Raw genomic sequence first — 22,380 nt, forward strand, 5'->3', positions numbered from 1 at the left:
TCGCCGGCAAGCCGGCTCCTACGGGGGTATTTGCAATTTTTGTAGGAGCTGGCTTGCCAGCGATGGCGTCAGCCGATTCAGCGCAGAGACAACCCTTGCCTATACTTGTTTTTCCATAACAAAAAACATGACCAGAGGGCTGCGCCATGGACCACCTCGTACTCACAGTTTTCGCTCCGGACAAGCCCGGGCAAGTCGAGCGCATTGCCCAATGCATTGCCGAGCACGGCGGCAACTGGCTGGAAAGCCGCATGTCGCGCATGGCGGGACAATTCGCCGGCATTCTGCGGGTGGGTGTGCCGGCCGAGGCCTACGACGAATTGGTCGATGCCCTGCAGGGCTTGTCCGCCCAGGGCATTCGCGTGTTGGTCGCCGAAAGCAGCATCGAACAATCCTGCACCTGGAAGCCGATCGCCATGGAACTGGTGGGTAATGATCGTCCGGGGATCGTGCGTGACATCACACGCTTGTTGAGCGAGCAGGGGGTGAGTCTGGAACGGCTGGTCACCGAAGTGCGCCCGGCACCGATGAGCAGCGAGCCGTTGTTCCATGCCGAAGCGATTCTTGCCGTCCCGCTGACGTTGTCGCTGGACGTGCTGCAATCGCGCCTGGAAACCCTGGCCGACGATCTGATGGTCGAGTTGGTGCTGCGCAGTGATCCCTGATCAGGTTATCCAAGTTAAACGTGCACCGGCCTGTGGATAACCTGTAGAGACACCCCGCCAGGCCACGCCGACCGGGGTTCTTCAGGACTTGATCAAAAAACCAGCAGTTTCAGCCACTTGCGCACAATCGACGGGGATCACGCTGTGGATAACCTTGGGAAGGAATGATGCAGGCCACGGGAGACGTGGCCTGTAGAGGTTTGTGTGTTTTTTGATCAGCTGCGGCGGCGCAAACTTATCCACGCATCGACGCTATAAACCGCCAGACCGGCCCAGATAAACATGAACGCTACCAGGGTGCTGGACGACAGGTGCTCGCCAAACAGCAGCACCGCTTGCAGCAGCACCAATGTCGGCGCCAGGTACTGGAGAAACCCCAGCGTCGTGTAAGGCAAATGCCGTGCGGCGGCGTTGAAGCACACCAGCGGCACCAGGGTTACAGGCCCGGCCGCGACCAGCCACCAGGCTTCGGACGTGGTCCAGAATTCGGCCTGGGCGCTGCTGGCGGTCGGGTTGAGCAGCAACCAGCCAAGGGCAATCGGCACCAGCATCCAGGTTTCCACCACGAGCCCCGGCAGTGCCTTGACCGGTGCCTGCTTGCGAATCAGGCCATAGAAGCCGAAGGTCAGGGCCAGCACCAACGACACCCATGGCAGGCTGCCGACTTGCCAGACCTGTTGCGCCACCCCTACAGCCGCCAGACCGACGGCAATCCATTGCATGCGCCGCAGCCGTTCGCCGAGGATCAGCATGCCCAGCAACACGTTCACCAATGGGTTGATGTAGTAGCCGAGACTGGCCTCCAGCATGCGACCGTTGTTCACCGACCAGACGTAGGTCAGCCAGTTGGCCGCGATCAGCGCACCGCTCAGGGCCAGGATCGCCAGCCGTCGTGGGTTTTCCCGCAGCTCGCGCCACCAGCCGGGATGCTTCCAGACCAGCAGCAACAAGGCGCCGAACAGCGCCGACCACAGCACCCTGTGGATGATGATTTCCACGGCGGGCACGCTGGCGATGGCTTTGAAATAGAGGGGAAAAAGCCCCCAGATGATATAGGCACTCAGGCCTAGAATGTACCCGCGACGCGGGTTGGCAGCTTGCATGCAGAATCCTTGCTTAGGCAGCTAACAAAGAGGGGGATTGTAAGGAGATTTGTCTCAATGTGCTGATCCGCTTTTCTGTAGGCGCCGGCTCGCTGGCGAAGAACGATGACGCGGTCTGTCTGCCGCACTGCGTCATCGTTCTTCGCTGGCAAGCCAGCTCCTACAGGTACGTGGGGGATCAGAAGAGCTTCAATGGCTCTTCATTGAGCGCCGCCAGTTGTTCGCGCAAGGCCAGCACCTGATCACCCCAATAACGCTCGGTGCCGAACCACGGAAAACTGCGGGGAAATGCAGGATCGTCCCAGCGACGGGCGAGCCAGGCGCTGTAATGCATCAGGCGCAAGGCGCGCAAGGGTTCGATCAAGGCCAGTTCACGCGGGTCGAAGTCGTGGAATTCGTTGTAGCCATCCATCAGTTCCGACAACTGGCTCAGGCAATCCTGGCGATCGCCAGCGAGCATCATCCAGATGTCCTGCACCGCCGGACCCATGCGGCAGTCGTCGAGGTCGACGATATGGAACATCTCGTCGCGGCACATCATGTTGCCGGGGTGGCAGTCACCGTGCATGCGGATGTTCTGGTGCGGCGTGTTGCTGTAGGCATCTTCCACACGTTTGAGCAGATCGCGGGCCACCGACTCGTAGGCCGGCAGCAGGCTGCGGGGGATGAAGTTGCCCTCGAGCAAGGTATTGAGTGAGTCATGGCCGAAATTTTTCACCGCCAGCGCTTCACGGTGCTCGAATGGCCTGGTCGAGCCGACCGCATGCAGGCGGCCGAGCAACTGGCCAAGGCGATACAGCTGATCGAGGTTGCCCGGCTCCGGCGCACGACCGCCACGGCGGGGGAACAGGGTGAAACGGAATCCGTTGTGTTCGTGCAGGGTTTCACCGTTGTGGATCAACGGCGCCACGACCGGCACCTCGCAGTCGGCGAGTTCGGCGGTGAACTGGTGCTCTTCCAGAATCGCTTCGTTGCTCCAGCGTTGCGGCCGGTAGAACTTGGCGATCAGTGGCTCGGCGTCTTCGATACCGACCTGATAGACGCGGTTCTCGTAGCTGTTGAGCGCCAGGATACGTGCGTCGCTGAGAAAGCCGATGCTTTCGACGGCATCGAGCACGAGGTCTGGCGTAAGGGTTTCAAACGGGTGGGCCATGCTGACTCCTGCGCGCAGCAGGCTGCTGCGTCCGGCCAGGCATGGTAGCGCAGACGGCGCGGCTTTAGGGGGTGGGCTTGAGATGTGTGGTGTTCGGGCTGACGCCATCGCGGGCAAGCCCGCTCCCACAGTATTTGCGCAGACTTGAACCTTGCGCACGATCCTGTGGGAGCGAGCTTGCTCGCGATGGCAATTTATCAGGCGCCGACGATCCCGCCGTCTTCCCGGGTAATCGCCATCACCGATGAGCGCGGCTTGCCGTTGGGCAGATGCTCGGGGAAGGTCGAGCCGCCATTTTCGCCCGGGTGCTGGATCCCGACGAACAGGGTTTTCTGGTCCGGCGAGAAGCTGATCCCGGTCACCTCGCAGCCCACCGGTCCGACCATGAAACGGCGAATCTCGCCGGTCGCCGGATCAGCACAGAGCATCTGGTTATTGCCCATTCCGGCAAAGTCACCGGCGTTGCTCACATCACCGTCAGTCAGGATCCACAAGCGTCCGGCCTTGTCGAAGCCCAGGCCGTCCGGGCTGTTAAACATGTTCTGCGGCGTGATGTTCGACGAGCCGGCCTTTGGTGTACCGGTATGCGCGCCCGGGTTGCCGGCCACCACAAACAGGTCCCAGGCAAAGGTGTGCGAGGCGTGATCGTCGCGCTCGGTGCGCCAGCGGAGGATCTGGCCGTAGACGTTCTTCTCGCGCGGGTTTGGCCCGCCCACCGGTTGCCCGTCTTCGCCACGCTTGGCGTTGTTGGTCAGCGTGCAATAAACCTGGCCATCCTTGGGGCTGACCACGATCCATTCCGGGCGGTCCATGCGCGTGGCTTTCACCACGCTGGCGGCGAGACGGGCGTGGATCAACACTTCGGCCTGATCGGCAAAACCGCTGCTGGCGTCGATACCGTTTTTGCCGTGGGTCAGTTCGATCCATTCACCTTGGCCTTTCGGGTGATCGGCGTTGCCGTCCCCCGCATCGAAACGCGCCACGTACAGGGTGCCGTGATCGAGAATGTCGCGGTTGGCCTTGGGGTTCTTGTGGTCGATTTTGTCGCGGCTGACGAATTTGTAGATGAACTCACCACGCTCATCGTCGCCCATGTACACAACAGCATGACCGTCGCCGGTTTCGGCGAGGGCGGCGTTTTCGTGTTTGAAGCGGCCCAGGGCCGTGCGCTTGACGGGCGTCGACTTTGGATCGAACGGATCGATCTCCACCACCCAGCCGTGACGGTTGAGTTCGTTGGGGTTCTTGGCCAGGTCGAAGCGCTCGTCGTGCTGGTGCCAATTAATCTCTTTGCTGGTCGCCACCGCGCCGTAGCGTTTTTGCGCCGGGTCGAATTTCTGCTCGGTGTTGCTGCTGCCGAAACAGTCGGTGAAGTTCTCTTCACAGGTCAGATAGGTGCCCCACGGCGTCTTGCCATTGGCGCAATTCTGGAAGGTGCCGAGCACGTTCTTGCCGTGGGGATCGGCACTGGTTTTCAACAGGGCATGGCCGGCGGCCGGGCCGCTCATGCTGATCGGGGCGTTGCCGTGAATGCGGCGGTTGTAGCGCGAGCCCTGGACGAATTGCCATTGGCCGTTCTTGCGCTGCACTTCAATCACCGACACACCTTCACAGGCCAGCGCCTTGCGCACTTCTTCCGCCGATTGCGGCATGCCGCCGTGGGCGTAGAGGTAGCGGTAGTTGGTGTATTCGTTGTTGATCGCCATCAGCGCCCGGTCTTTTTCGCCCGGGAATTCGAACAGGCTCATGCCGTCGTTGTTGTCGCCGAACTGGGCTTCCTGATGTTCGGCGCTGCCGTTGCCGCTCGGGTCGAACGCCGGGCCATCCTTGTGCAGAGGCTGGCCCCAGCTGATCAGCACCGAGGACTTGTAGCCCGGTGGCAGGGTGATTGCGTCGCTGGTGGCGGCGGGAATGCTGTCGAAGCCCAGCAACTGGCTATTACCGGCGCTGACGCTGGCAGCCATCACACTGCGGCTCAGCAGGTTGCCGCCGAGGAACATCGCGGCGCCGCACAGGGCACCTGCGCTGATGAAGCCGCGACGACTGAGGCCGACCATGGTTTCGAGGTCGGTGGACTGGTTTTCTTCTAATAGGCTCATTTCAGGCTCCCTGCGGTTTTGCAGACACCTTAATGATGAGTAATGAACCTTTTGTTGCAGTTCTGTTTAAAGCGGTGTGCCCAGCAGCACCCTGGACGGCGAAAACTCCACGCGCACCGGCTTGCCGCACGTCAGCCCCAATGCCTGCAAATGACTCGGTTCGTCCAGGGCGCACAATGTCAGGCCGTTGGGCAGGGTAATGCGTACTTCGCTGGGGCCATCGTCGGCCTCGAGAATCTTCTCGATGGTGCCTTTCAGGCAATTGTTTCCAAGGGTTTCAGCGGAATCGATTTCTAGTACATCGAGCCAGCCGGCCTTGATCAACGCCACGACTTCAGTGCCGATTTGCAGTTCCAGACGCTCGGTACTGTCGTGGGTGATTTGCGCGTCGACGATCACGCCTTCGGCGACTTCGAGGCGAATCAGGTCGTTGCGTCCCTGAGGTTCGATCGCCACCACCTTGCCGTGCAACTGATTACGCGCGCTGGTGCGCAGCATTAATCGCCCGAGCAGGTCGAGGTCGCTCGCGTCTTCGGCGGCTTCCAGCACTTGAGCCTGCAAGGCTTGCAGCTTCTGGTACAGCCGCAGCACTCGCTCGCCTTCGTTGGACAGGCGGGCACCGCCGCCGCCCTTGCCTCCGACAATCCGCTCCACCAGCGGCTTCTGCGCCAGGTTGTTCAGCTCATCGATCGCATCCCAGGCGGCCTTGTAGCTCAGGCCCGCGCTTTTGGCCGCACGGGTGATCGAGCCTTGTTCGGCGATGTGCTGCAGCAGGGCGATGCGCTGCGGACGGCGGACAATGTGCTGGGACAACAAGGTGGGCAAAGACATGGCGAATCGCTTTGGGTGGTGACGATGATGAGGACGTTGGCCGCTTGGGCTGCGCGAGTCAAGTCAGGGTGTCTCGCCGGGTTTGGGCGTGCGGGCCAGGCAATAGACATCGACCCTCTCCGCACCGGCGTCCATCAGCAGGCGAGCCAGGGCCTGGGCCGTGGCACCGGTGGTCAGTACGTCGTCGATCAGGGCCAGGTGCTGGCCTTTGACGACGGCGCCGGGTGCCAGGGCGAAAGCGTTGCGCAGGTTCTTTCGGCGGGCTTCGGCCTTCAAGGCTTGTTGCGCGTCGGTGTCCTGGGTTCGTAGCAGCAACCGTTCGTCGCAAGGGATATCAAGACTGGCACTCAACCACTGGGCCAACATCGCCGCCTGATTGAACCCGCGCTGACGCAGGCGTCGGCTGGCGAGTGGCACCGGGATCAGCGCATGGGGCCGCTGCAGATCATCTTCGAAACGATGTTGCAGGCATTGAACGAGAAGTTCGGCGAGCAGGCGACCAAACGGCCACTTGGCGTTGTGTTTGAAGCGGGTGATCAGGCTGTCTACCGGAAAGCTGTAGGTCCAGGGCGCAATCACTTGTTCGAAGGCCGGCGGCTGCTTCAAGCAATGGCCACAGGTCAGGCCCGCAGCCGGGAGCGGCAGGGCGCAGGTCTGGCAGTGATCGCCGAGCCAGGGCAGCTCGGTTTCACAGGCCATGCAGACAGGGAGGGTGCCGTCGGCGATTTCATCGCAGAGCAAACAGTGTTGTTTGTTTTTTAACCAGATGTAAACCGGTCCTTTGTATCGTGGTTGACAGCGCATCGCTCTTCCTTAAATATGCCGAACATCCGTGTCGCGCCTGTGGGTATTCCATTCCCCCGGTCGCCAGCCAAGCATAAATCAAGGAATCGCCCATGAGCGCCAGCACCACTGCAACCCTGCGTCATGACTGGTCTTTGGCCGAAGTCAAAGCACTCTTCGTTCAGCCATTCAACGACCTGTTGTTCCAGGCGCAGACCGTGCACCGCGCGCATTTCGACGCCAACCGCGTCCAGGTGTCGACCCTGTTGTCGATCAAGACCGGCGCCTGCCCGGAAGATTGCAAATATTGTCCGCAGTCCGGTCACTACAACACCGGCCTGGAAAAAGAAAAACTGATGGAAGTGCAGAAGGTCCTCGAAGAGGCCGCTCGCGCCAAGGCCATCGGTTCGACCCGTTTCTGCATGGGCGCGGCATGGAAGCACCCGTCGGCCAAGGACATGCCTTATGTGCTGAAGATGGTCGAAGGCGTGAAAGCCCTGGGCCTGGAAACCTGCATGACCCTCGGTCGCCTGGATCAGGAGCAGACCGAAGCGCTGGCCAAGGCCGGCCTGGATTACTACAACCACAACCTCGATACCTCGCCGGAGTTCTACGGCAGCATCATCACCACCCGCACCTACAGCGAGCGCCTGCAAACCCTGGCGTATGTGCGTGACTCGGGGATGAAGATCTGCTCCGGCGGCATTCTGGGCATGGGTGAGTCGCTGGACGACCGCGCCAACCTATTGATCCAGCTGGCCAACCTGCCGGAGCACCCGGAGTCGGTGCCGATCAACATGCTGGTGAAGGTTGCCGGTACGCCGCTGGAAAATGCCGACGACGTCGACCCGTTCGACTTCATCCGCATGCTCGCGGTTGCCCGGATCCTGATGCCAAAATCCCACGTGCGCCTGTCCGCCGGCCGCGAAGCCATGAACGAACAGATGCAGGCCCTGGCGTTCTTTGCCGGTGCCAACTCGATTTTCTACGGTGAAAAACTGCTGACCACCGCCAATCCGCAGGCCGACAAGGACATGCAACTGTTCTCGCGTCTGGGCATCCTGCCGGAAGCCCGCGAAGAGCACGCCGATGAAGTGCATCAGGCGGCTATCGAGCAGGCGCTGGTGGAGCAGAAGAGCAGCGCGCAGTTCTATAACGCGGCTGTTTGAAGTCTGCATCGACTTTTTTGATGCAACGCAAATCCCTGTGGGAGCGGGCTTGCTCCGGGCGGCGATCCGACGATGACGTCCTCACATTCAACACAGATGTTGACTGACCGACTGCTATCGCGGGCAAGCCCGCTCCCACAGGGATCGTGTTTACTTCGTTTTTTATGATCTGACCCGAGGCCTGCATGTCTTTCGATCTCGCCGCACGCCTTGCTGCCCGTCGTGCCGAAAATCTCTACCGCCAGCGCCCGCTGCTCGAAAGCCCGCAGGGACCGCAAGTGGTGGTCGATGGTCAGCCGTTGCTGGCGTTCTGCAACAACGACTACCTGGGCCTGGCCAATCATCCGCAAGTGATCGAAGCCTGGCGCGCAGGCGCTTCGAAGTGGGGGGTGGGCGGAGGGGCGTCACATTTGGTCATCGGCCATAGCGCCCCACATCATGCCTTGGAAGAAGCGCTGGCCGACCTGACCGGTCGCCCGCGCGCGTTGCTGTTCACCACCGGCTACATGGCCAACCTCGGCGCGGTCACGGCGCTGGTGGGGCAGGGTGATACGGTGCTCGAAGACCGGCTCAATCATGCATCGCTGCTCGATGCCGGGCTATTGTCCGGCGCGCGATTCAATCGTTATCTGCACAACGACTCGGTGAGCCTGGCCAAACGCCTGGAAAAAGCCACCGGCAATACCCTGGTGGTCACCGACGGCGTGTTCAGCATGGACGGTGATATCGCCGACTTGCCAGCGCTGGCCCGAGAGGCCAAGGCCAAAGGCGCCTGGTTGATGGTCGACGATGCCCATGGTTTTGGACCGCTGGGTGCCAACGGTGGCGGTATCGTCGAACATTTCGGTTTGAGCCAGGATGACGTTCCGGTGCTGGTCGGTACCCTCGGCAAAGCGTTCGGTACGGCGGGTGCCTTTGTGGCTGGCAGTGAAGAACTGATCGAGAGTCTTATCCAGTTCGCCCGTCCCTACATCTACACCACCAGCCAGCCACCTGCGCTGGCCTGCGCCACGTTGAAAAGCCTGGAACTGCTGCGCAGCGAACACTGGCGTCGCGAGCATTTGCAGACGCTGATCCGCCAGTTCCGCGCCGGTGCCGAACAGATTGGCCTGGAACTCATGGACAGCTTCACGCCGATCCAGCCGATCATGATCGGTGACGCGGGACGCGCGGTGCGCCTGTCGCAAATGCTGCGCGAGCGCGGGTTGATGGTGACCGCGATTCGCCCGCCGACCGTACCCGCCGGCAGCGCCCGACTGCGGGTCACGCTGACGGCTGCCCACAGTGAGGCCCAGGTACAGCTATTGTTAAATGGATTGGCCGATTGTTTTCAGCAACTGAAGCCGGAGCCAAGCCATGCGTGATCGTCTGATTCTGCTGCCCGGCTGGGGCCTTGGCGTTTCACCGCTGGAGCCTTTGGCGGCGGCCTTGCGCGGCCTGGATGAGCACCTGCATGTCGAAATCGAGCCGTTGCCGGAGCTGGAGTCGAGCGATCTTCAAGAGTGGCTCGATGAGCTTGATTCGACATTGCCGCAAGACGCCTGGCTTGGCGGTTGGTCATTGGGTGGCATGCTCGCGTCTGAGTTGGCGGCTCGGCGCGGGGATCGTTGCTGCGGGTTGCTGACGCTGGCAAGCAATCCCAGTTTCGTGGCATGGGCAGGTTGGACCAATGCCATGCACGAAGAAACGTTCAATGCCTTCCTCAACGGCTGCCGTCTTGATTCAGGCGCGACCTTGAAACGCTTCAGCCTGCTTTGCTCACAAGGCTCTGCCGACCCACGGTCCCTGGCGCGGCTCTTGTTGGCAGGTGCCCCTAAAACTTCGGACTCAGTGCTGCTCAGTGGCCTGGAGCTGTTGGGCGGGTTGAGCACGCGCGAGGCCTTGCTGGGTTTTCAGGGGCCACAGTTGCATCTGTTTGCCGGCCATGACGGCCTGGTTCCGGCCGAAGCTGCCGGCGAACTTCTGGCATTGTTGCCTGACATTGAAATCGGTCTGATTGAACAGGCCAGCCACGCATTTCTTCTGGAAGACCCTCACGGTGTGGCGGGGGCAATCAATGCCTTTTTGCATGAGTCCGGTGATGACTGATTTATCTCTTCCCAAGGCGCCTGGCGGTTTGCCCGACAAGCGCCAGGTAGCGGCTTCTTTTTCTCGTGCGGCGGCGAGCTACGATAGCGTGGCCGAGTTGCAGCGTGATGTCGGCAGCCAATTGTTGAGCCGCTTGCCGGGCGACTGGGTGCCAGCGCGTTGGCTCGACCTTGGCTGCGGCACGGGACACTTCAGCCGTGCGCTGGGTGAGCGATTCCCCGCCGGTCACGGAGTGGCGCTGGACATCGCCGAAGGCATGCTCAATCACGCCCGGCCACTGGGCGGCGCGACGCATTTCATCGCCGGCGATGCCGAGCGTCTGCCAATGCAGGATTCGACCTGCGACCTGATTTTTTCCAGCCTCGCGGTGCAGTGGTGCGCGGACTTCGAATCGGTACTGAGTGAAGCCCATCGAGTGCTGAAACCGGGTGGCATTTTCGCGTTTGCTAGTCTGTGTGCAGGGACGTTGTTTGAATTGCGTGACAGCTGGCGGCAGGTCGATGGCATGGTGCACGTCAACCGTTTCCGGGAGTTTGGTGTTTATCAGCAGTTGTGTGCGGTCAGCGGCTTGAGGATGGTCAGTCTGCAAAACCTTGCGCACGTGCTGCATTACCCGGATGTGCGCAGCCTGACCCATGAACTCAAGGCGCTGGGCGCGCATAACCTCAATCCCGGCCGGCCGGGTGGCTTGACCGGTCGGGCGCGGATTTTGGGTCTGATTGAGGCTTACGAGCAGTTTCGTCAGGCCCAGGGCCTGCCGGCGACTTATCAAGTGGTGTACGCCGTTTTGGAGAAACCCTTATGAGCGCAGCCTATTTCATCACCGGCACGGATACGGATGTCGGTAAAACCACGGTCGCTGCGGGGTTGCTGCATGCGGCGCGTTCGGCAGGCTTGAGCACGGCGGCGGGCAAGCCGGTCGCTTCCGGTTGCGATGTGACACCCAAAGGCTTGCGCAATGCCGATGCGTTGGCCTTGCTGGCGGAGTGTTCGCTGCCGCTGACCTATGCACAGGTCAATCCGGTGGCCTTCGAACCGGCCATTGCCCCGCACCTGGCGGCGCGAGAGGCGGGCGTAGCGCTGACGGTGCAGTCGTTGCTGGCGCCGATGCGACAGATTCTGGCCATGCAGGCCGATTTCACTTTGATCGAAGGCGCTGGAGGCTGGCGCGTGCCGCTGGCCGATCAGGACAATCTGTCGGACTTGGCGATGGCGCTGGATCTGCCAGTGATTCTGGTGGTCGGCGTTCGCTTGGGATGTATCAGCCATGCATTGCTGACGGCCGAAGCGATTGCCCGGGACGGTCTGCAATTGGCCGGGTGGGTGGCCAACATCATCGACCCGAAGACCTCGCGACTTGAAGAAAACCTTGCCACCCTCGCCGAGCGCCTGCCAGCGCCGTGCCTGGGGCGTGTGCCCAAACTCAAGGCCGTCACGGCCGAAGCGGTGGCCGAGCACTTGCAACTGGACCTGTTGGACTGATGTTTTTGCAATGCGGGCTTTGCCTATGACAAGGCACTGTGCCATTAGTGTTTTTGTCGGGCGTTTTGCCGACCACTCTGCTTCAATGTCCGCTGTTGATCCTTTGCAAGGACGGGTTCTCCCATGGAAATCTCGGGAAGCAGCGCTTTTTATGCCGGTCTGAGCACTATTCAGACAGGGCAGAACCGTGTCGATCAAGCCGCCGGGCAGATCGCCAACACCACCATTGAACGCTCAGTCACCAGCCAGTCCTCCGAGGCGCAGGTTGATCGCTTGCGTTCAGTCGATCGTAGTCAGCAATCGGACTTGGCCAGCAACGTGGTCGAAATGTCCCAGGGCAAATTTCAGGTGGAATTGGGCGTGAAAGTCGCCAAGGCGGCCGATGAAGTGCTTGGAACCTTGATCGATACCTTCGCTTGATTTTTTACAGAATCCGCACCTCCCAGCGCCGCGCCTGTTCGCGGCGTTTTTCTGCGTAAGTCTTTCTTGCTCAACTAATCTTTCCTGTGGGGCGAGCTGCTTCGAGCACGCGGCGGCGTTGCCGTGTGCCTGTGTGTCCAAACCGGCGATGACGAACGGCAAAAGATCGACGCTTGACAAGATTTCGGCGTAAACGTATGTTTCAAACAACTGTTTGACCGCCACAGCAAATCAATGCGGTCGTTCATTCCCGGTTACATCAGCAGAGGTTTATCGCTATGCCTGACTACAAGGCCCCCTTGCGTGATATTCGCTTCGTACGTGACGAACTGCTCGGCTACGAAGCGCACTATCAGAGCCTGCCGGCTTGTGCGGACGCAACTCCGGACATGGTTGACGCCATTCTCGAAGAGGGCGCCAAGTTTTGTGAGCAGGTACTGGCTCCGCTGAACCGCGTGGGCGACCTCGAAGGCTGCACCTGGAGCGAGTCCGGCGTTAAGACCCCGACTGGCTTCAAGGAAGCCTACAAGCAGTTCGTCGAAGGCGGCTGGCCAAGCCTGGCCCACGACGTAGAGCACGGCGGCCAAGGCCTGCCGGAATCCTTAGGGCTGGCCATCAGTGAAATGGTCGGCGAGTCCAACTGGTCGTGGGGCATGTACCCAGGCCTGTCGCACGGTGCGATGAACACCATCTCCGAGCACGGCACTCCTGAGCAGCAAGAGGCTTACCTGACCAAGCTGGTTTCCGGCGAGTGGACCGGCACCATGTGCCTGACCGAGCCGCACTGCGGCACCGACCTGGGCATGCTGCGCACCAAGGCCGAGCCTCAGGCCGACGGTTCCTACAAGGTTTCCGGCACCAAGATCTTCATCTCGGCCGGTGAACACGACATGGCCGACAACATCGTCCACATCGTACTGGCCCGCCTGCCGGATGCACCGGCTGGCACCAAAGGCATCTCCCTGTTCATCGTGCCGAAGTTCCTGCCGAACGCCGATGGCTCGGTTGGCACACGTAACGCCGTGTCTTGCGGTTCCCTGGAACACAAGATGGGCATCCACGGCAACGCCACCTGCGTGATGAACTTCGATGGCGCTACCGGTTACCTGATCGGCCCGGCGAACAAAGGCCTGAACTGCATGTTCACCTTCATGAACACCGCACGTCTGGGTACCGCTCTGCAAGGTCTGGCCCACGCCGAAGTCGGTTTCCAGGGCGGCCTGAAATACGCTCGCGACCGTTTGCAAATGCGCTCGCTGACTGGCCCGAAAGCGCCGGACAAAGCCGCTGACCCGATCATCGTGCACCCTGACGTACGCCGCATGCTGTTGACCATGAAGGCCTTCGCCGAAGGCAACCGTGCGATGGTTTACTTCACCGCCAAACAAGTCGACATCGTCAAGTACGGTGTGGACGAAGAAGAGAAGAAGAAAGCCGATGCATTGCTGGCTTTCATGACGCCAATCGCCAAGGCATTCATGACCGAAGTCGGTTTCGAATCGGCCAACCACGGTGTGCAGATTTATGGCGGCCACGGTTTCATCGCCGAGTGGGGCATGGAGCAGAACGTTCGCGACAGCCGCATTTCGATGCTGTACGAAGGCACCACCGGTATCCAGGCGCTCGACCTGCTGGGCCGTAAAGTGCTGATGACCCAGGGCGAGGCTCTGAAAGGCTTCACCAAGATCGTCCACAAGTTCTGCCAGACCAACGAAGGCAACGAAGCGGTTCAAGAGTTCGTCGCTCCGCTGGCTGCACTGAACAAGGAATGGGGTGAGCTGACCATGAAGGTCGGTATGGCCGCCATGAAAGATCGCGAAGAAGTCGGCGCGGCCTCCGTGGACTACCTGATGTACTCCGGTTACGCCTGCCTGGCCTACTTCTGGGCTGACATGGCGCGCCTGGCTGCCGAGAAACTGGCTGCCGGCACTACCGAAGAGGCGTTCTACACCGCCAAGCTGCAGACTGCGCGCTTCTACTTCCAGCGTATCCTGCCGCGTACCCGCACTCACGTTGCAACCATGCTGTCGGGCGCCAACAACCTGATGGACATGAAAGAAGAGAACTTCGACCTGGGCTACTAAGCCTTAACGTCAAAAGAACCGCCGCTTCCTCCGGGAGCGGCGGTTTTTTTTGCGCTGTGCTCAGGCCTTGATCACCATGGTGTCGGGTCCAGGGGGCCAACACCTGTCGGAGTGCCTACGCCTTCTCCGTTGCGAATGAACGGCAGGTGCCAGAAGTCGTTCGGCACCACCGGATCGCCAGGCTTGACGCCTTCCGGAAAGATGAACTCGAACACCGGCGCCACATACTGTCCGGCAATCAGTCCATTGGCGACGGTCAGCGTGCCCGCATTCTGGATGCAACCGTCCACACCGGCCTGGGACAAGCTTTGCTGTGGAACGCAAAGTGACCGGGCAACGACGCGCAAGGTACGTGTCGGCTGGCTAAGTAGTCCAGTGGGCGCTTTGGTTGCGCGTAGTCTGGCACGTTGTGGCTGAGGTCCCGTGTTCTGTGTGGTAATACCACCCGAGGCCCCCAGGCAACTGGTCGGCAGGGTCTGGGCAGGATTGCATTCACCTGTCATCTCGTACGGTGTGACCCAGCGATTGGTTTGCACGCCCGTCGATGGATTGACATCTATCAGATAAATGTCGACCGGGGTCTTGATGTCGGTGGTCGACGCCTCAAGGAAAATCCGGTCCTGCGTCTCCTGGGCTACTCCGTTGATGGCCGTTGCGGCCGGGTCGGCCGTACCGATGCCAAATTCCCCGATAGCCAGGTAGCTGGGCTGCGAACCAGGCTGAGTGTAGATCCCGACGTTAGCCTCGATCGTGTGCGCAGAGATGAAGTCCGGGGCCCCCGTTGTCGCGGACTTGAACAGGGTGCCGGACCAGCTGATGAAGTCGCCGACTTCAAAGGGTGCCTGTTGTGTCGGGTCGGGGTCCGTCGCCGTGCGTGTAGCATCGCTGAATCTCTTCATGACGTACTGGCTGCAATAGACCTGCCCCACCGCTGGACCCGAGAGCTCTCCACTGGCTGGAGGCGTGACGCCGGCCTGGCTGAAATTGCGGCAGTTGTTGGTCGTGGTCGGGGTGACCACTTTTGGCCGGTTTTTCTGTGGGCAGAGCGCATCGTCACCGGAGAGCGTACGTGGCACGCACATCGGGTAGCCGGTGGCGGCATGGATGGTCGGATTGGCATCATCGACGGAGAAGCGTGGGTCGGGGCTTTGGGCGCGACCAAAACGGCCATTCGGATCGTTGATCTGAATGATCGTGGGTTGCGTCGGGTTTCCGCTGTCAACTTCGAGGTTGCCGTTGGTGTAGTCGATCCGGGTGATGACACCGCTGCCCGCGTTGACGGATTGCTGGGAGACAAAGATCAGCCCGGCAATCTGCTTGTTGGAGACGGTATTGCCTACCACATGGATCTCGAACGAGGGATAGGCCGCCGGTGATTTTCCGAGCGCCAGGGTTCCACCCCTGACGAAGTCGGCCCAGGTCAAAGTGTTGGCCGGCATCTGCATAACGGTGTTGCAAGGAACGATAATCGTGACGCCGTTCAACTGGACGGTACCCCCAAAGCGGCCCGGGTCACTGGTATTGGGGCAATTCGCATTGGTGGTGTCCAGGGTCATGTTCTGGATAAAGCCGGTAACGTCGAAGCCATGTATCGCATTCGGGTTGGTGAATACCGGGTCGGGTAATGTGGGAGTCGTGAACGGCGAGGGTGCACCCTTGGGAGGTTTGGCCGTTCCACCTTGGGCAAATGCATAACCGCCGGCAACGGCCAGCGCAACGGCGACGACACTGGCAAGCAGTGTATGGCGACCGAATTTGCCGGGGAGCGGTGGTATGCCGAGCGATCTTTCGTGTACTGCAGATGAAGTCATGGTTCTCTCCAATCGTTTCAGGACCAGTTACCGGTCAATCGACTTGCAGACCCGTTAGTGCGCTGAATCCCGCGCAAGAGAAGCGCAGAGGTGAGCGCGTCGAATGGGAGGCTCGATCCAGAGAGAGGTGAGGTGGTAGATCATCGACACCCACCCTCGGATGCTTTCAACCATGCGTTGCATGGGCCGGTTCCGGATGCAATCGCGAGAGACATTTCCTTGAGCCCGAGGGGTACATAGCAGTAGTCGTGCCTGATTGGCACAAACGCTTGTCAGCCAGCAAACATGCGGGCTGCACTGATGTTGGTGATATACACGAAGTTATAGTTGTGTGATTGGCGCCAAAGTAGGTGGGGATATATGCCCAAGTTTGGAGTGCTGTAAAAAGTTTTAGCAGGTGTGTCTCCGGTAGTGGTGGTTGAGAAGTGTTGTCTTTTAAATACTACTAAAGTCTGAGGGGCAAGAGGGAATATTGAAGAGGGTGGTGAGGAAATAACCTTGAATGGGAGGTATAAATAAAAAGGCAATAGCTAGCGCAGTGCAGCTTGCGCACGAATGGATTTTATATGTCTGATGGATGTTTCTAATGACTGGTGATGTGGATTTGCGGTTGTTTTTTTAAGTGCAACTTACAGCGCGGTGTTTGAATTAGCAAATACTCTGCCAGCCTCAAGAAAACGTAGTCTGGTGACGTGATGTCCTTTAAATGCTGGCTTCGAGAGGCCGTTGGTGATCGCCTGGTGCGGACTGTCTGGGGAATGGCACCCAATAATGGGGTGAAGTTTAACCAGAACTGAGGAATAGTGCGCAGTTTCTGTTATTAGTAGGGTTTCTTGATTTTGCTTAAATGAAAAATATTGAAAATTTCATGTTGAAATATTTTGTTGCAGCTAGAGTTGCATCAAGCGCTACTCAGTGGCGCGAAATATCATTTTTAAAAAATGCCTGAGCCACGAGAGTGCTTTGCCAGTTAGGTCTCGCATTGCCCATGCAACTTCAAGTTGATGCGGTTACTCGAGCGAGCAGCAAGATTCATGGCGATGAGCTCATCTCGCAACAGGGCAACCGCGGAGCCTGACTACTCCGTACTGAATCGGGAACGTCGTCATGTTTAAGTATTTGAGCATCTTTCGAATCACCTGCTTGCCCCGTGTGATGGTGATGACACTGTTCGCCATTGGCCTGCCCGTCATGAACGTTTGGGCCGCAGACCCCGTCGGGGTCGTTCCGGCCGTACCGGATGTGCCCAGCCTGCAGTCTCTGCGCGGCCTGACACCACCCGACCCTTCCGGAACCGAAGGCGGGCGCAAAGTCGACCTGATGACCGACTACGTGCTCAATCGCTCGGCGGCAGTACTCCTGGGCAAGGCACTGTTCTGGGACATGGAGATCGGCAGTGATGGTTCCACCGCTTGCGCTTCCTGCCACTTCCACGCGGGTGCCGATCACCGCACCACCAACCAGATCAACCCTGGACAGGCGAACACCAACGCAAACGTCTCGTCGATCTTCAATAAACCGTTCACCGCCACCGACATCCCGGGCGACGTGCCGGCCTACACCACCAGATCCGGTGGCAAGGGCGGTCCGAACTATCTGTTGAAGAAAGGCGATTTCCCGACCCATGTGCTGGCTGATCCGCTGGATCGCAACTCGGCGATTCTCTACTCGACTGACGATGTGATCGGCTCGCAAGGCGTGTTCGACGCCAACTTCGTCAAGCCTCATCAGTCGCGGTTCGACAAGTGCATTCAGCAACCGGACGGCATCTTCCAGGTGGGCGGCATCAATGTCCGCCGCAGCACCGGACGCAACGCACCCACGGTGATCAACGCCGCGTTCAACGTGCGCAACTTCTGGGATGGCCGGGCCAATAACGTCTTCAATGGCTTCTCGCCGTTCGGCAATCGCGACCCTGACGCCGGGATTTTCGTGACCAGCGATCGCAGTGGTGTGGCGACCAAAGTCAGGCTGGCGCTCAACGATGCTTCCGCCGCCTCGCAAGCGGTAGGGCCTCCCGGCAGCCCGGTGGAAATGTCCTGCGGCGGGCGTACCTTCGCCGACATCGGCCGGCGCATGCTCGACACCTTGATGCTCAAGCAGCAACGGATCTCGTCCACCGATTCGGTACTTGGGCCGGTATCCAGTGGTCATCGGCCGACCTACCGTGAACTGATCAAGAACGCGTTCCAGCCGCGCCTGTGGAACGCCACGCAGCAGGTCTCGCTGGGCGGCGCGCCATATACCCAGATGGAGGCGAACTTCCCGCTGTTCTTCGGGCTGGCGATTCAGATGTATGAGTCCACGCTGATCTCGGACCAGGCGCCGCTGGATGCCTATCTGCAGGGTGATCACACAGCCATGAACAACCAGCAGGTCCAGGGCATGAACCTGTTCCTGGGCAAGGGCAAGTGCGTCAATTGCCATGGTGGTGCGGAGCTGACCAACGCCGGCAGCCGGTTGCTGTTCCATCCTCGGGAACGTATCGAGCGCATGGTCATGGCCGACAACCTGACCACACTGTATGACAGCGGTTTCTACAACACCGGGGTGCGTCCAACGTCGGAAGACCTTGCGCTCGGTGGCTCGGATGCCTGGGGCAATCCGTTGTCCTTCACTCGCCAGTACAACACCCTGCTCCAGGGCGGCCAGATCCCTGACCCGCTGGAAGTTGATGTGTGCACCTTCGAAGCGCCTTTGAGCCCGGCCATCCCTTGTGATGCGACGCTCAAGCCCAATGTCGGTTTCCGCGACGCGGTCGATGGCGCCTTCAAGACGCCGACCTTGCGCAATATCGCGTTGACCGGGCCGTATTTCCACAACGGCAGTCGCGCAACGCTGCAACAGGTCATGGAGTTCTACAACCGCGGCGGCGACCGGCGTGGCGAGGATGCCAGCAACACCAGCGGCTTCGAGCACCCGGCGGTCAACCAGCACAACGGCTCGAACCTCGATCCGGACATGACCCGGCTGAACCTGACCCCGGATGAAGTGGACGCCTTGGTCAAATTCATGGAAGTCGGCCTGACCGATCCTCGGGTTGCGTGGGAACGGGCGCCGTTTGACCATCCGTCGCTGGTACTGCCCCAGGGCGAAAAGGGGGATGAAAACTCGGTCGGACAAAAACCGGCCAGTCCGAAGATCACTACCCGGCAGGCGCAGGACGCCGACATGGAGCTCAAAGCGGTCGGTGCCGAAGGTCGCACTGTTCTGGAAGGGCCACTGAAGCCATTCAACAGCGACCTGTAACAGGTTTTGCCCTTGCGTCACTGGTGACCGATGGACGCCAGTGACGCCTTTTTACGAATACCACAGTATTTCACTCAGCAAATCGGGGTTTCTGCCGTTACAGTGGTTGGCACATTGCCATCAATTGATTTGGCCGGTCGGAGCTTTACCCTTGCCGCGTTCTTCCGCTGTGCGATTCAGTCACTTCCTGCCGTCATTACTGCTGTTACTGGCGGGGCTTGCGGCTGCATACATCAAGGATCTGAGCGTCTTCTTCACTTCGCTGTTCAACGTGCTGCCCACCCTGGTGTTGTTGCTCGGTGGCGCCTATTGCGCGGTATACCGACGTCAGCGCGAGCTGTTTCTGATGGTCACGGTGTACATCGCCTACTATCTGCTCGACACCCAGACTGACTATTACCGCGACAACGGCAAGGTGCGCGACGATGCCGCCGTGGTCTTTCATTTGTGTTGTCTGCTGCTGCCGTTGCTGTTTGGCATCTTCGCGGCGTGGCAGGAGCGCACCCATCTGTTCCAGGACATGGTGGCGCGTTTCGCCGTATTGCTGGCGGTCGGCAGCGTGGCGCTGGGGCTTGAGCAAAGCTATCCGCACGCGCTGCTGATCTGGTTGTCGGAGATTCGCTGGCCCGCCTTGCATGGCGCCTGGATGAGCCTGATCCAGTTGTCCTATCCGGTGTTCCTTGCCGCGTTTGTGCTGCTGGCCTGGCAATACTGGCGTACCCCGCGACCGCTGCATGCCGCGCAATGGGTGGGGCTGCTCGGGTTGTTCTGGATGTTGCCGAAAACCTTCATCCTGCCGTTCACGCTGAACATCATGTGCAGCCAGGTGATGCTGATGATCGCCGCCGCCGTTGCCCATGAAGCCTATCAAATGGCCTTCCGCGACGAACTGACCGGGCTGCCGGGCCGTCGAGCGCTGAATGAACGCATGCAACGGTTGGGGCGCAACTACGTGTTGGCGATGAGTGACGTCGACCACTTCAAGAAATTCAACGACACCCACGGCCACGATGTCGGCGACCAGGTGCTGCGGCTGGTGGCCAGCAAGCTGGCGAAAATCGGCGGTGGCGGTAAGGCGTATCGCTATGGCGGCGAGGAGTTTGCCCTGGTGTTTGCAGGCAAGACCCTCGAAGAGTGCATGCCGCACCTGGAAGCCATCCGCGAGTCCATCGCCACTTACAACATTCAGCTACGTAATCAGGAAAACCGCCCGCAGGACGATAATCAGGGGCGCCAGCGGCGTGCCGGTTCCGGTGCGTCGAGTGTATCGGTGACGGTCAGTATCGGTGTTGCCGAACGGATCGATCAACGCACCCCGGAAGAGGTGCTCAAGTCCGCTGACCAGGCGCTCTACAGCGCCAAGGGCGCCGGGCGCAACTGCGTGATGGCGTTCGGGCAGAACCGCCGTGGCGCCGTGCGCATGGACGCGGCTACGGTTGAGTGATGATGACGCATTCAGCGTCTGGACTGTGATTGTGAGGCGTGGTCGGCGGCAGTAGGTTGGAGAAATCTGCCGACGGAGAATGACCATGCCCGAGTACAAAGCTCCCTTGCGCGACATGCGCTTTCTGATCGACCACGTCTTCGACTTCCACAGTAACTACGCTGCGCTGGGGGCCACCGATGTGAGCCCGGACATGGTCAATGCGATCCTCGAAGAAGGCGCGAAATTCTGCGAAAACGTGCTGTCGCCGCTCAACCGCAGTGGCGATGAAGAAGGCTGCCATTTCGACAATGGCGTGGTGACAACGCCTGCAGGCTTCAAGCAGGCTTTCGCACAGTATGTGGAAGGTGGCTGGCATGGCCTGGCGGCTGATCCAGCGTACGGCGGCCAGGGTTTGCCCAGCTCTCTGGGGCTGGTCATCAGCGAAATGGTGGCTTCCAGCAACACTTCGTGGGGTATGTACCCCGGCCTGACCCACGGTGCGATGTCGGCGATCCACGCCCATGGTACCGAAGAGCAGAAGCAGATCTATTTGAAGAAGCTCACCGCTGGCCAATGGACGGGCACCATGTGCCTGACCGAAGCCCATTGCGGCACCGACCTTGGCATCATCAAGACCCGCGCCGTACCTCAGGCCGATGGCAGTTACGCGATCTCCGGCAGCAAGATCTTCATCTCTGCCGGTGAGCACGACATGAGCGACAACATCATTCACCTGGTATTGGCCAAGTTGCCGGACGCACCGGCTGGGACCAAGGGCATTTCGTTGTTCATCGTGCCCAAGTTCCTGCCTGATGCGATGGGTGAAGCGGGCGAGCGCAACGGTGTGTCCTGCGGCTCCATCGAACACAAGATGGGCATCAAGGCCTCGGCCACCTGCGTATTGAATTTTGACGGGGCCAAGGGTTTCCTGATCGGTGAAGCGAACAAGGGCCTGAACTGCATGTTCACCATGATGAACCACGCGCGGCTGGGCACCGGCATGCAAGGGCTGTGTCTGGGCGAGGCAAGTTTCCAGGGCGCGATCAAATACGCCAACGAGCGTTTGCAGATGCGCGCGCTGACCGGCCCGAAAGCGCCGGAAAAAGTCGCCGACCCGATCATCGTGCACCCTGATGTGCGGCGGATGTTGCTGACGATGAAAGCCTTCAACGAAGGCAATCGCGCGCTGACCTACTTCACGGCGCAGTTGCTCGACATTGCGCACCTGAGCCCGGATGAAACGGCGCGTCAGGATGCCGAAGACCTGCTGGCGTTCCTCACGCCAATCTGCAAAGCCTTCATGACTGACACCGGGCTGGAGGTGACCAACCACGGCATGCAGGTGTTTGGCGGCCACGGGTTCATTCGCGAATGGGGTATGGAGCAGTTGGTGCGCGACTGCCGGATCGCGCCGATCTATGAGGGTACCAACGGTATTCAGGCACTGGACTTGCTGGGGCGCAAGGTACTCGGCAGCCAGGGCAAGCTACTGCGCGGGTTCACCAAAATCGTCCATAAATTCTGTGTGGCGAATGCCGGGCATCCACAACTGGCCGGGTATGTGGCGCAACTCAATCAACTGAACCAGCAGTGGGGCGAGTTGACGACCAGGGTCGGCATGGCGGCGATGAAAAATCCTGACGAAGTCGGTGCGGCGTCGGTGGATTACCTGATGTACAGCGGCTATATCATCCTCGGCTACCTGTGGTTGCGCATGGCGCTGGTGGCTCAGGCGCAACTCGATGCTGGTAGCGGCGATGGCGATTTCTGCCGGGGAAAACTGGCGACCAGCGAGTTTTACTTCAAGCGCCTGTTGCCACGCACAGCCGCTCATCGGGCGGCCATCGAAGCGGGTAGCGATTGCCTGATGCAACTGCCGGCGGAGCTATTTGCGCTCTGACGCCTCTCTCTGTAGGAGCGAGCTTGCTCGCGATGGTCGTGAACGATAACGCGTAAAACCAGATGCCGATGGCGTCTTCAGGTTTTTCGCGAGCAAGCTCGCTCCTACACATGCAAA

Annotated in this window: 17 protein-coding genes; 11 read left to right on the forward strand and 6 right to left on the reverse strand. The window is 60.1% G+C overall.

The genetic code is table 11. From position 1 onward, the window contains the following. Positions 1 to 146: 146 nt before the first annotated feature. Positions 147 to 665, forward strand: a complete 519-nt coding sequence (locus PMI31_RS07900) for a glycine cleavage system protein R (RefSeq protein ID WP_008017358.1) — start codon at positions 147 to 149, stop codon at positions 663 to 665. 215 nt (positions 666 to 880) lie between these two features. Here the strand turns inward: PMI31_RS07900 and rarD are convergent, their stop codons facing one another. The 5 genes from rarD to PMI31_RS07925 all read right to left on the reverse strand — a co-directional run bounded on the left by rarD (position 881) and on the right by PMI31_RS07925 (position 6,655). Continuing rightward, entirely contained in the window at positions 881 to 1,768 is an 888-nt protein-coding gene (gene rarD / locus PMI31_RS07905) for an EamA family transporter RarD (protein WP_008017360.1), read from the reverse strand. 178 nt (positions 1,769 to 1,946) lie between these two features. Further along, on the reverse strand, positions 1,947 to 2,921 hold the full coding sequence (locus PMI31_RS07910; protein ID WP_008017361.1) for a serine/threonine protein kinase: 975 nt from the start codon (positions 2,919 to 2,921) through the stop codon (positions 1,947 to 1,949). A gap of 197 nt (positions 2,922 to 3,118) precedes the next feature. After that, entirely contained in the window at positions 3,119 to 5,020 is a 1,902-nt protein-coding gene (locus tag PMI31_RS07915; RefSeq protein ID WP_008017362.1) for a PhoX family protein, read from the reverse strand. A 66-nt stretch (positions 5,021 to 5,086) separates the two neighbouring features. After that, positions 5,087 to 5,851, reverse strand: a complete 765-nt coding sequence (locus PMI31_RS07920; RefSeq protein ID WP_008017363.1) for a TOBE domain-containing protein — start codon at positions 5,849 to 5,851, stop codon at positions 5,087 to 5,089. A gap of 63 nt (positions 5,852 to 5,914) precedes the next feature. Then, positions 5,915 to 6,655 (reverse strand): ComF family protein, encoded by a 741-nt coding sequence (locus PMI31_RS07925; protein ID WP_008017364.1) that lies wholly within the window; start codon positions 6,653 to 6,655, stop codon positions 5,915 to 5,917. 92 nt (positions 6,656 to 6,747) lie between these two features. On the opposite strand from PMI31_RS07925, the gene bioB reads away from it, so the two are divergent. The 7 genes from bioB to PMI31_RS07960 all read left to right on the forward strand — a co-directional run bounded on the left by bioB (position 6,748) and on the right by PMI31_RS07960 (position 13,877). Continuing rightward, complete coding sequence (gene bioB, locus PMI31_RS07930; RefSeq protein WP_008017366.1) at positions 6,748 to 7,803, forward strand: biotin synthase BioB; 1,056 nt, start codon at positions 6,748 to 6,750, stop codon at positions 7,801 to 7,803. A 185-nt stretch (positions 7,804 to 7,988) separates the two neighbouring features. Then, positions 7,989 to 9,167: an 8-amino-7-oxononanoate synthase gene (gene bioF, locus PMI31_RS07935; RefSeq protein ID WP_008017367.1), complete on the forward strand. Its 1,179-nt coding sequence runs from the start codon at positions 7,989 to 7,991 to the stop codon at positions 9,165 to 9,167. Next, on the forward strand, positions 9,160 to 9,891 hold the full coding sequence (locus PMI31_RS07940; protein WP_008017368.1) for an alpha/beta fold hydrolase: 732 nt from the start codon (positions 9,160 to 9,162) through the stop codon (positions 9,889 to 9,891). Before bioF ends, PMI31_RS07940 begins: the two co-directional genes overlap by 8 nt. Next, complete coding sequence (bioC, locus tag PMI31_RS07945; RefSeq protein WP_008017369.1) at positions 9,884 to 10,696, forward strand: malonyl-ACP O-methyltransferase BioC; 813 nt, start codon at positions 9,884 to 9,886, stop codon at positions 10,694 to 10,696. The genes PMI31_RS07940 and bioC overlap by 8 nt, the downstream gene beginning before the upstream one ends. Then, positions 10,693 to 11,373: a dethiobiotin synthase gene (gene bioD, locus PMI31_RS07950; RefSeq protein WP_008017370.1), complete on the forward strand. Its 681-nt coding sequence runs from the start codon at positions 10,693 to 10,695 to the stop codon at positions 11,371 to 11,373. The genes bioC and bioD overlap by 4 nt, the downstream gene beginning before the upstream one ends. 123 nt (positions 11,374 to 11,496) lie before the next feature. Next, positions 11,497 to 11,793, forward strand: coding sequence for a hypothetical protein (locus PMI31_RS07955; RefSeq protein ID WP_008017371.1), 297 nt, complete (start codon positions 11,497 to 11,499; stop codon positions 11,791 to 11,793). A 278-nt stretch (positions 11,794 to 12,071) separates the two neighbouring features. Next, positions 12,072 to 13,877: a phenylacyl-CoA dehydrogenase gene (locus tag PMI31_RS07960; RefSeq protein ID WP_008017373.1), complete on the forward strand. Its 1,806-nt coding sequence runs from the start codon at positions 12,072 to 12,074 to the stop codon at positions 13,875 to 13,877. Positions 13,878 to 13,948: 71 nt separating this feature from the next. Here PMI31_RS07960 and PMI31_RS07965 read toward each other — a convergent pair whose 3' ends face one another. Continuing rightward, entirely contained in the window at positions 13,949 to 15,688 is a 1,740-nt protein-coding gene (locus PMI31_RS07965) for a hypothetical protein (protein ID WP_008017374.1), read from the reverse strand. A 1,107-nt stretch (positions 15,689 to 16,795) separates the two neighbouring features. Between PMI31_RS07965 and PMI31_RS07970 the strand changes: the two genes are divergently transcribed. The 3 genes from PMI31_RS07970 to PMI31_RS07980 all read left to right on the forward strand — a co-directional run bounded on the left by PMI31_RS07970 (position 16,796) and on the right by PMI31_RS07980 (position 22,263). After that, positions 16,796 to 18,937, forward strand: coding sequence for a cytochrome-c peroxidase (locus tag PMI31_RS07970; protein WP_008017376.1), 2,142 nt, complete (start codon positions 16,796 to 16,798; stop codon positions 18,935 to 18,937). A gap of 151 nt (positions 18,938 to 19,088) precedes the next feature. Further along, complete coding sequence (locus PMI31_RS07975; protein ID WP_008017379.1) at positions 19,089 to 20,381, forward strand: GGDEF domain-containing protein; 1,293 nt, start codon at positions 19,089 to 19,091, stop codon at positions 20,379 to 20,381. Between the two features lie 85 nt (positions 20,382 to 20,466). After that, positions 20,467 to 22,263: an acyl-CoA dehydrogenase C-terminal domain-containing protein gene (locus tag PMI31_RS07980; protein ID WP_008017380.1), complete on the forward strand. Its 1,797-nt coding sequence runs from the start codon at positions 20,467 to 20,469 to the stop codon at positions 22,261 to 22,263. Positions 22,264 to 22,380 lie beyond the last annotated feature (117 nt).

This window comes from Pseudomonas sp. GM55, assembly GCF_000282395.1.
GTDB lineage: Bacteria > Pseudomonadota > Gammaproteobacteria > Pseudomonadales > Pseudomonadaceae > Aquipseudomonas > Aquipseudomonas fluorescens_CC.

Coding starts and splice junctions, on each gene's coding strand:
- PMI31_RS07910 (WP_008017361.1), bottom strand. CDS start 2,921: ATGGCCCACCCGTTTGAAACCCTTACGCCAGACCTCGTGCTCGATGCC.
- PMI31_RS07940 (WP_008017368.1), top strand. CDS start 9,160: ATGCGTGATCGTCTGATTCTGCTGCCCGGCTGGGGCCTTGGCGTTTCA.
- PMI31_RS07960 (WP_008017373.1), top strand. CDS start 12,072: ATGCCTGACTACAAGGCCCCCTTGCGTGATATTCGCTTCGTACGTGAC.
- PMI31_RS07970 (WP_008017376.1), top strand. CDS start 16,796: ATGTTTAAGTATTTGAGCATCTTTCGAATCACCTGCTTGCCCCGTGTG.
- PMI31_RS07980 (WP_008017380.1), top strand. CDS start 20,467: ATGCCCGAGTACAAAGCTCCCTTGCGCGACATGCGCTTTCTGATCGAC.
- PMI31_RS07925 (WP_008017364.1), bottom strand. CDS start 6,655: ATGCGCTGTCAACCACGATACAAAGGACCGGTTTACATCTGGTTAAAA.
- PMI31_RS07920 (WP_008017363.1), bottom strand. CDS start 5,851: ATGTCTTTGCCCACCTTGTTGTCCCAGCACATTGTCCGCCGTCCGCAG.
- PMI31_RS07900 (WP_008017358.1), top strand. CDS start 147: ATGGACCACCTCGTACTCACAGTTTTCGCTCCGGACAAGCCCGGGCAA.
- bioF (WP_008017367.1), top strand. CDS start 7,989: ATGTCTTTCGATCTCGCCGCACGCCTTGCTGCCCGTCGTGCCGAAAAT.
- bioD (WP_008017370.1), top strand. CDS start 10,693: ATGAGCGCAGCCTATTTCATCACCGGCACGGATACGGATGTCGGTAAA.
- PMI31_RS07915 (WP_008017362.1), bottom strand. CDS start 5,020: ATGAGCCTATTAGAAGAAAACCAGTCCACCGACCTCGAAACCATGGTC.
- PMI31_RS07955 (WP_008017371.1), top strand. CDS start 11,497: ATGGAAATCTCGGGAAGCAGCGCTTTTTATGCCGGTCTGAGCACTATT.
- rarD (WP_008017360.1), bottom strand. CDS start 1,768: ATGCAAGCTGCCAACCCGCGTCGCGGGTACATTCTAGGCCTGAGTGCC.
- PMI31_RS07965 (WP_008017374.1), bottom strand. CDS start 15,688: ATGACTTCATCTGCAGTACACGAAAGATCGCTCGGCATACCACCGCTC.
- bioB (WP_008017366.1), top strand. CDS start 6,748: ATGAGCGCCAGCACCACTGCAACCCTGCGTCATGACTGGTCTTTGGCC.
- bioC (WP_008017369.1), top strand. CDS start 9,884: ATGACTGATTTATCTCTTCCCAAGGCGCCTGGCGGTTTGCCCGACAAG.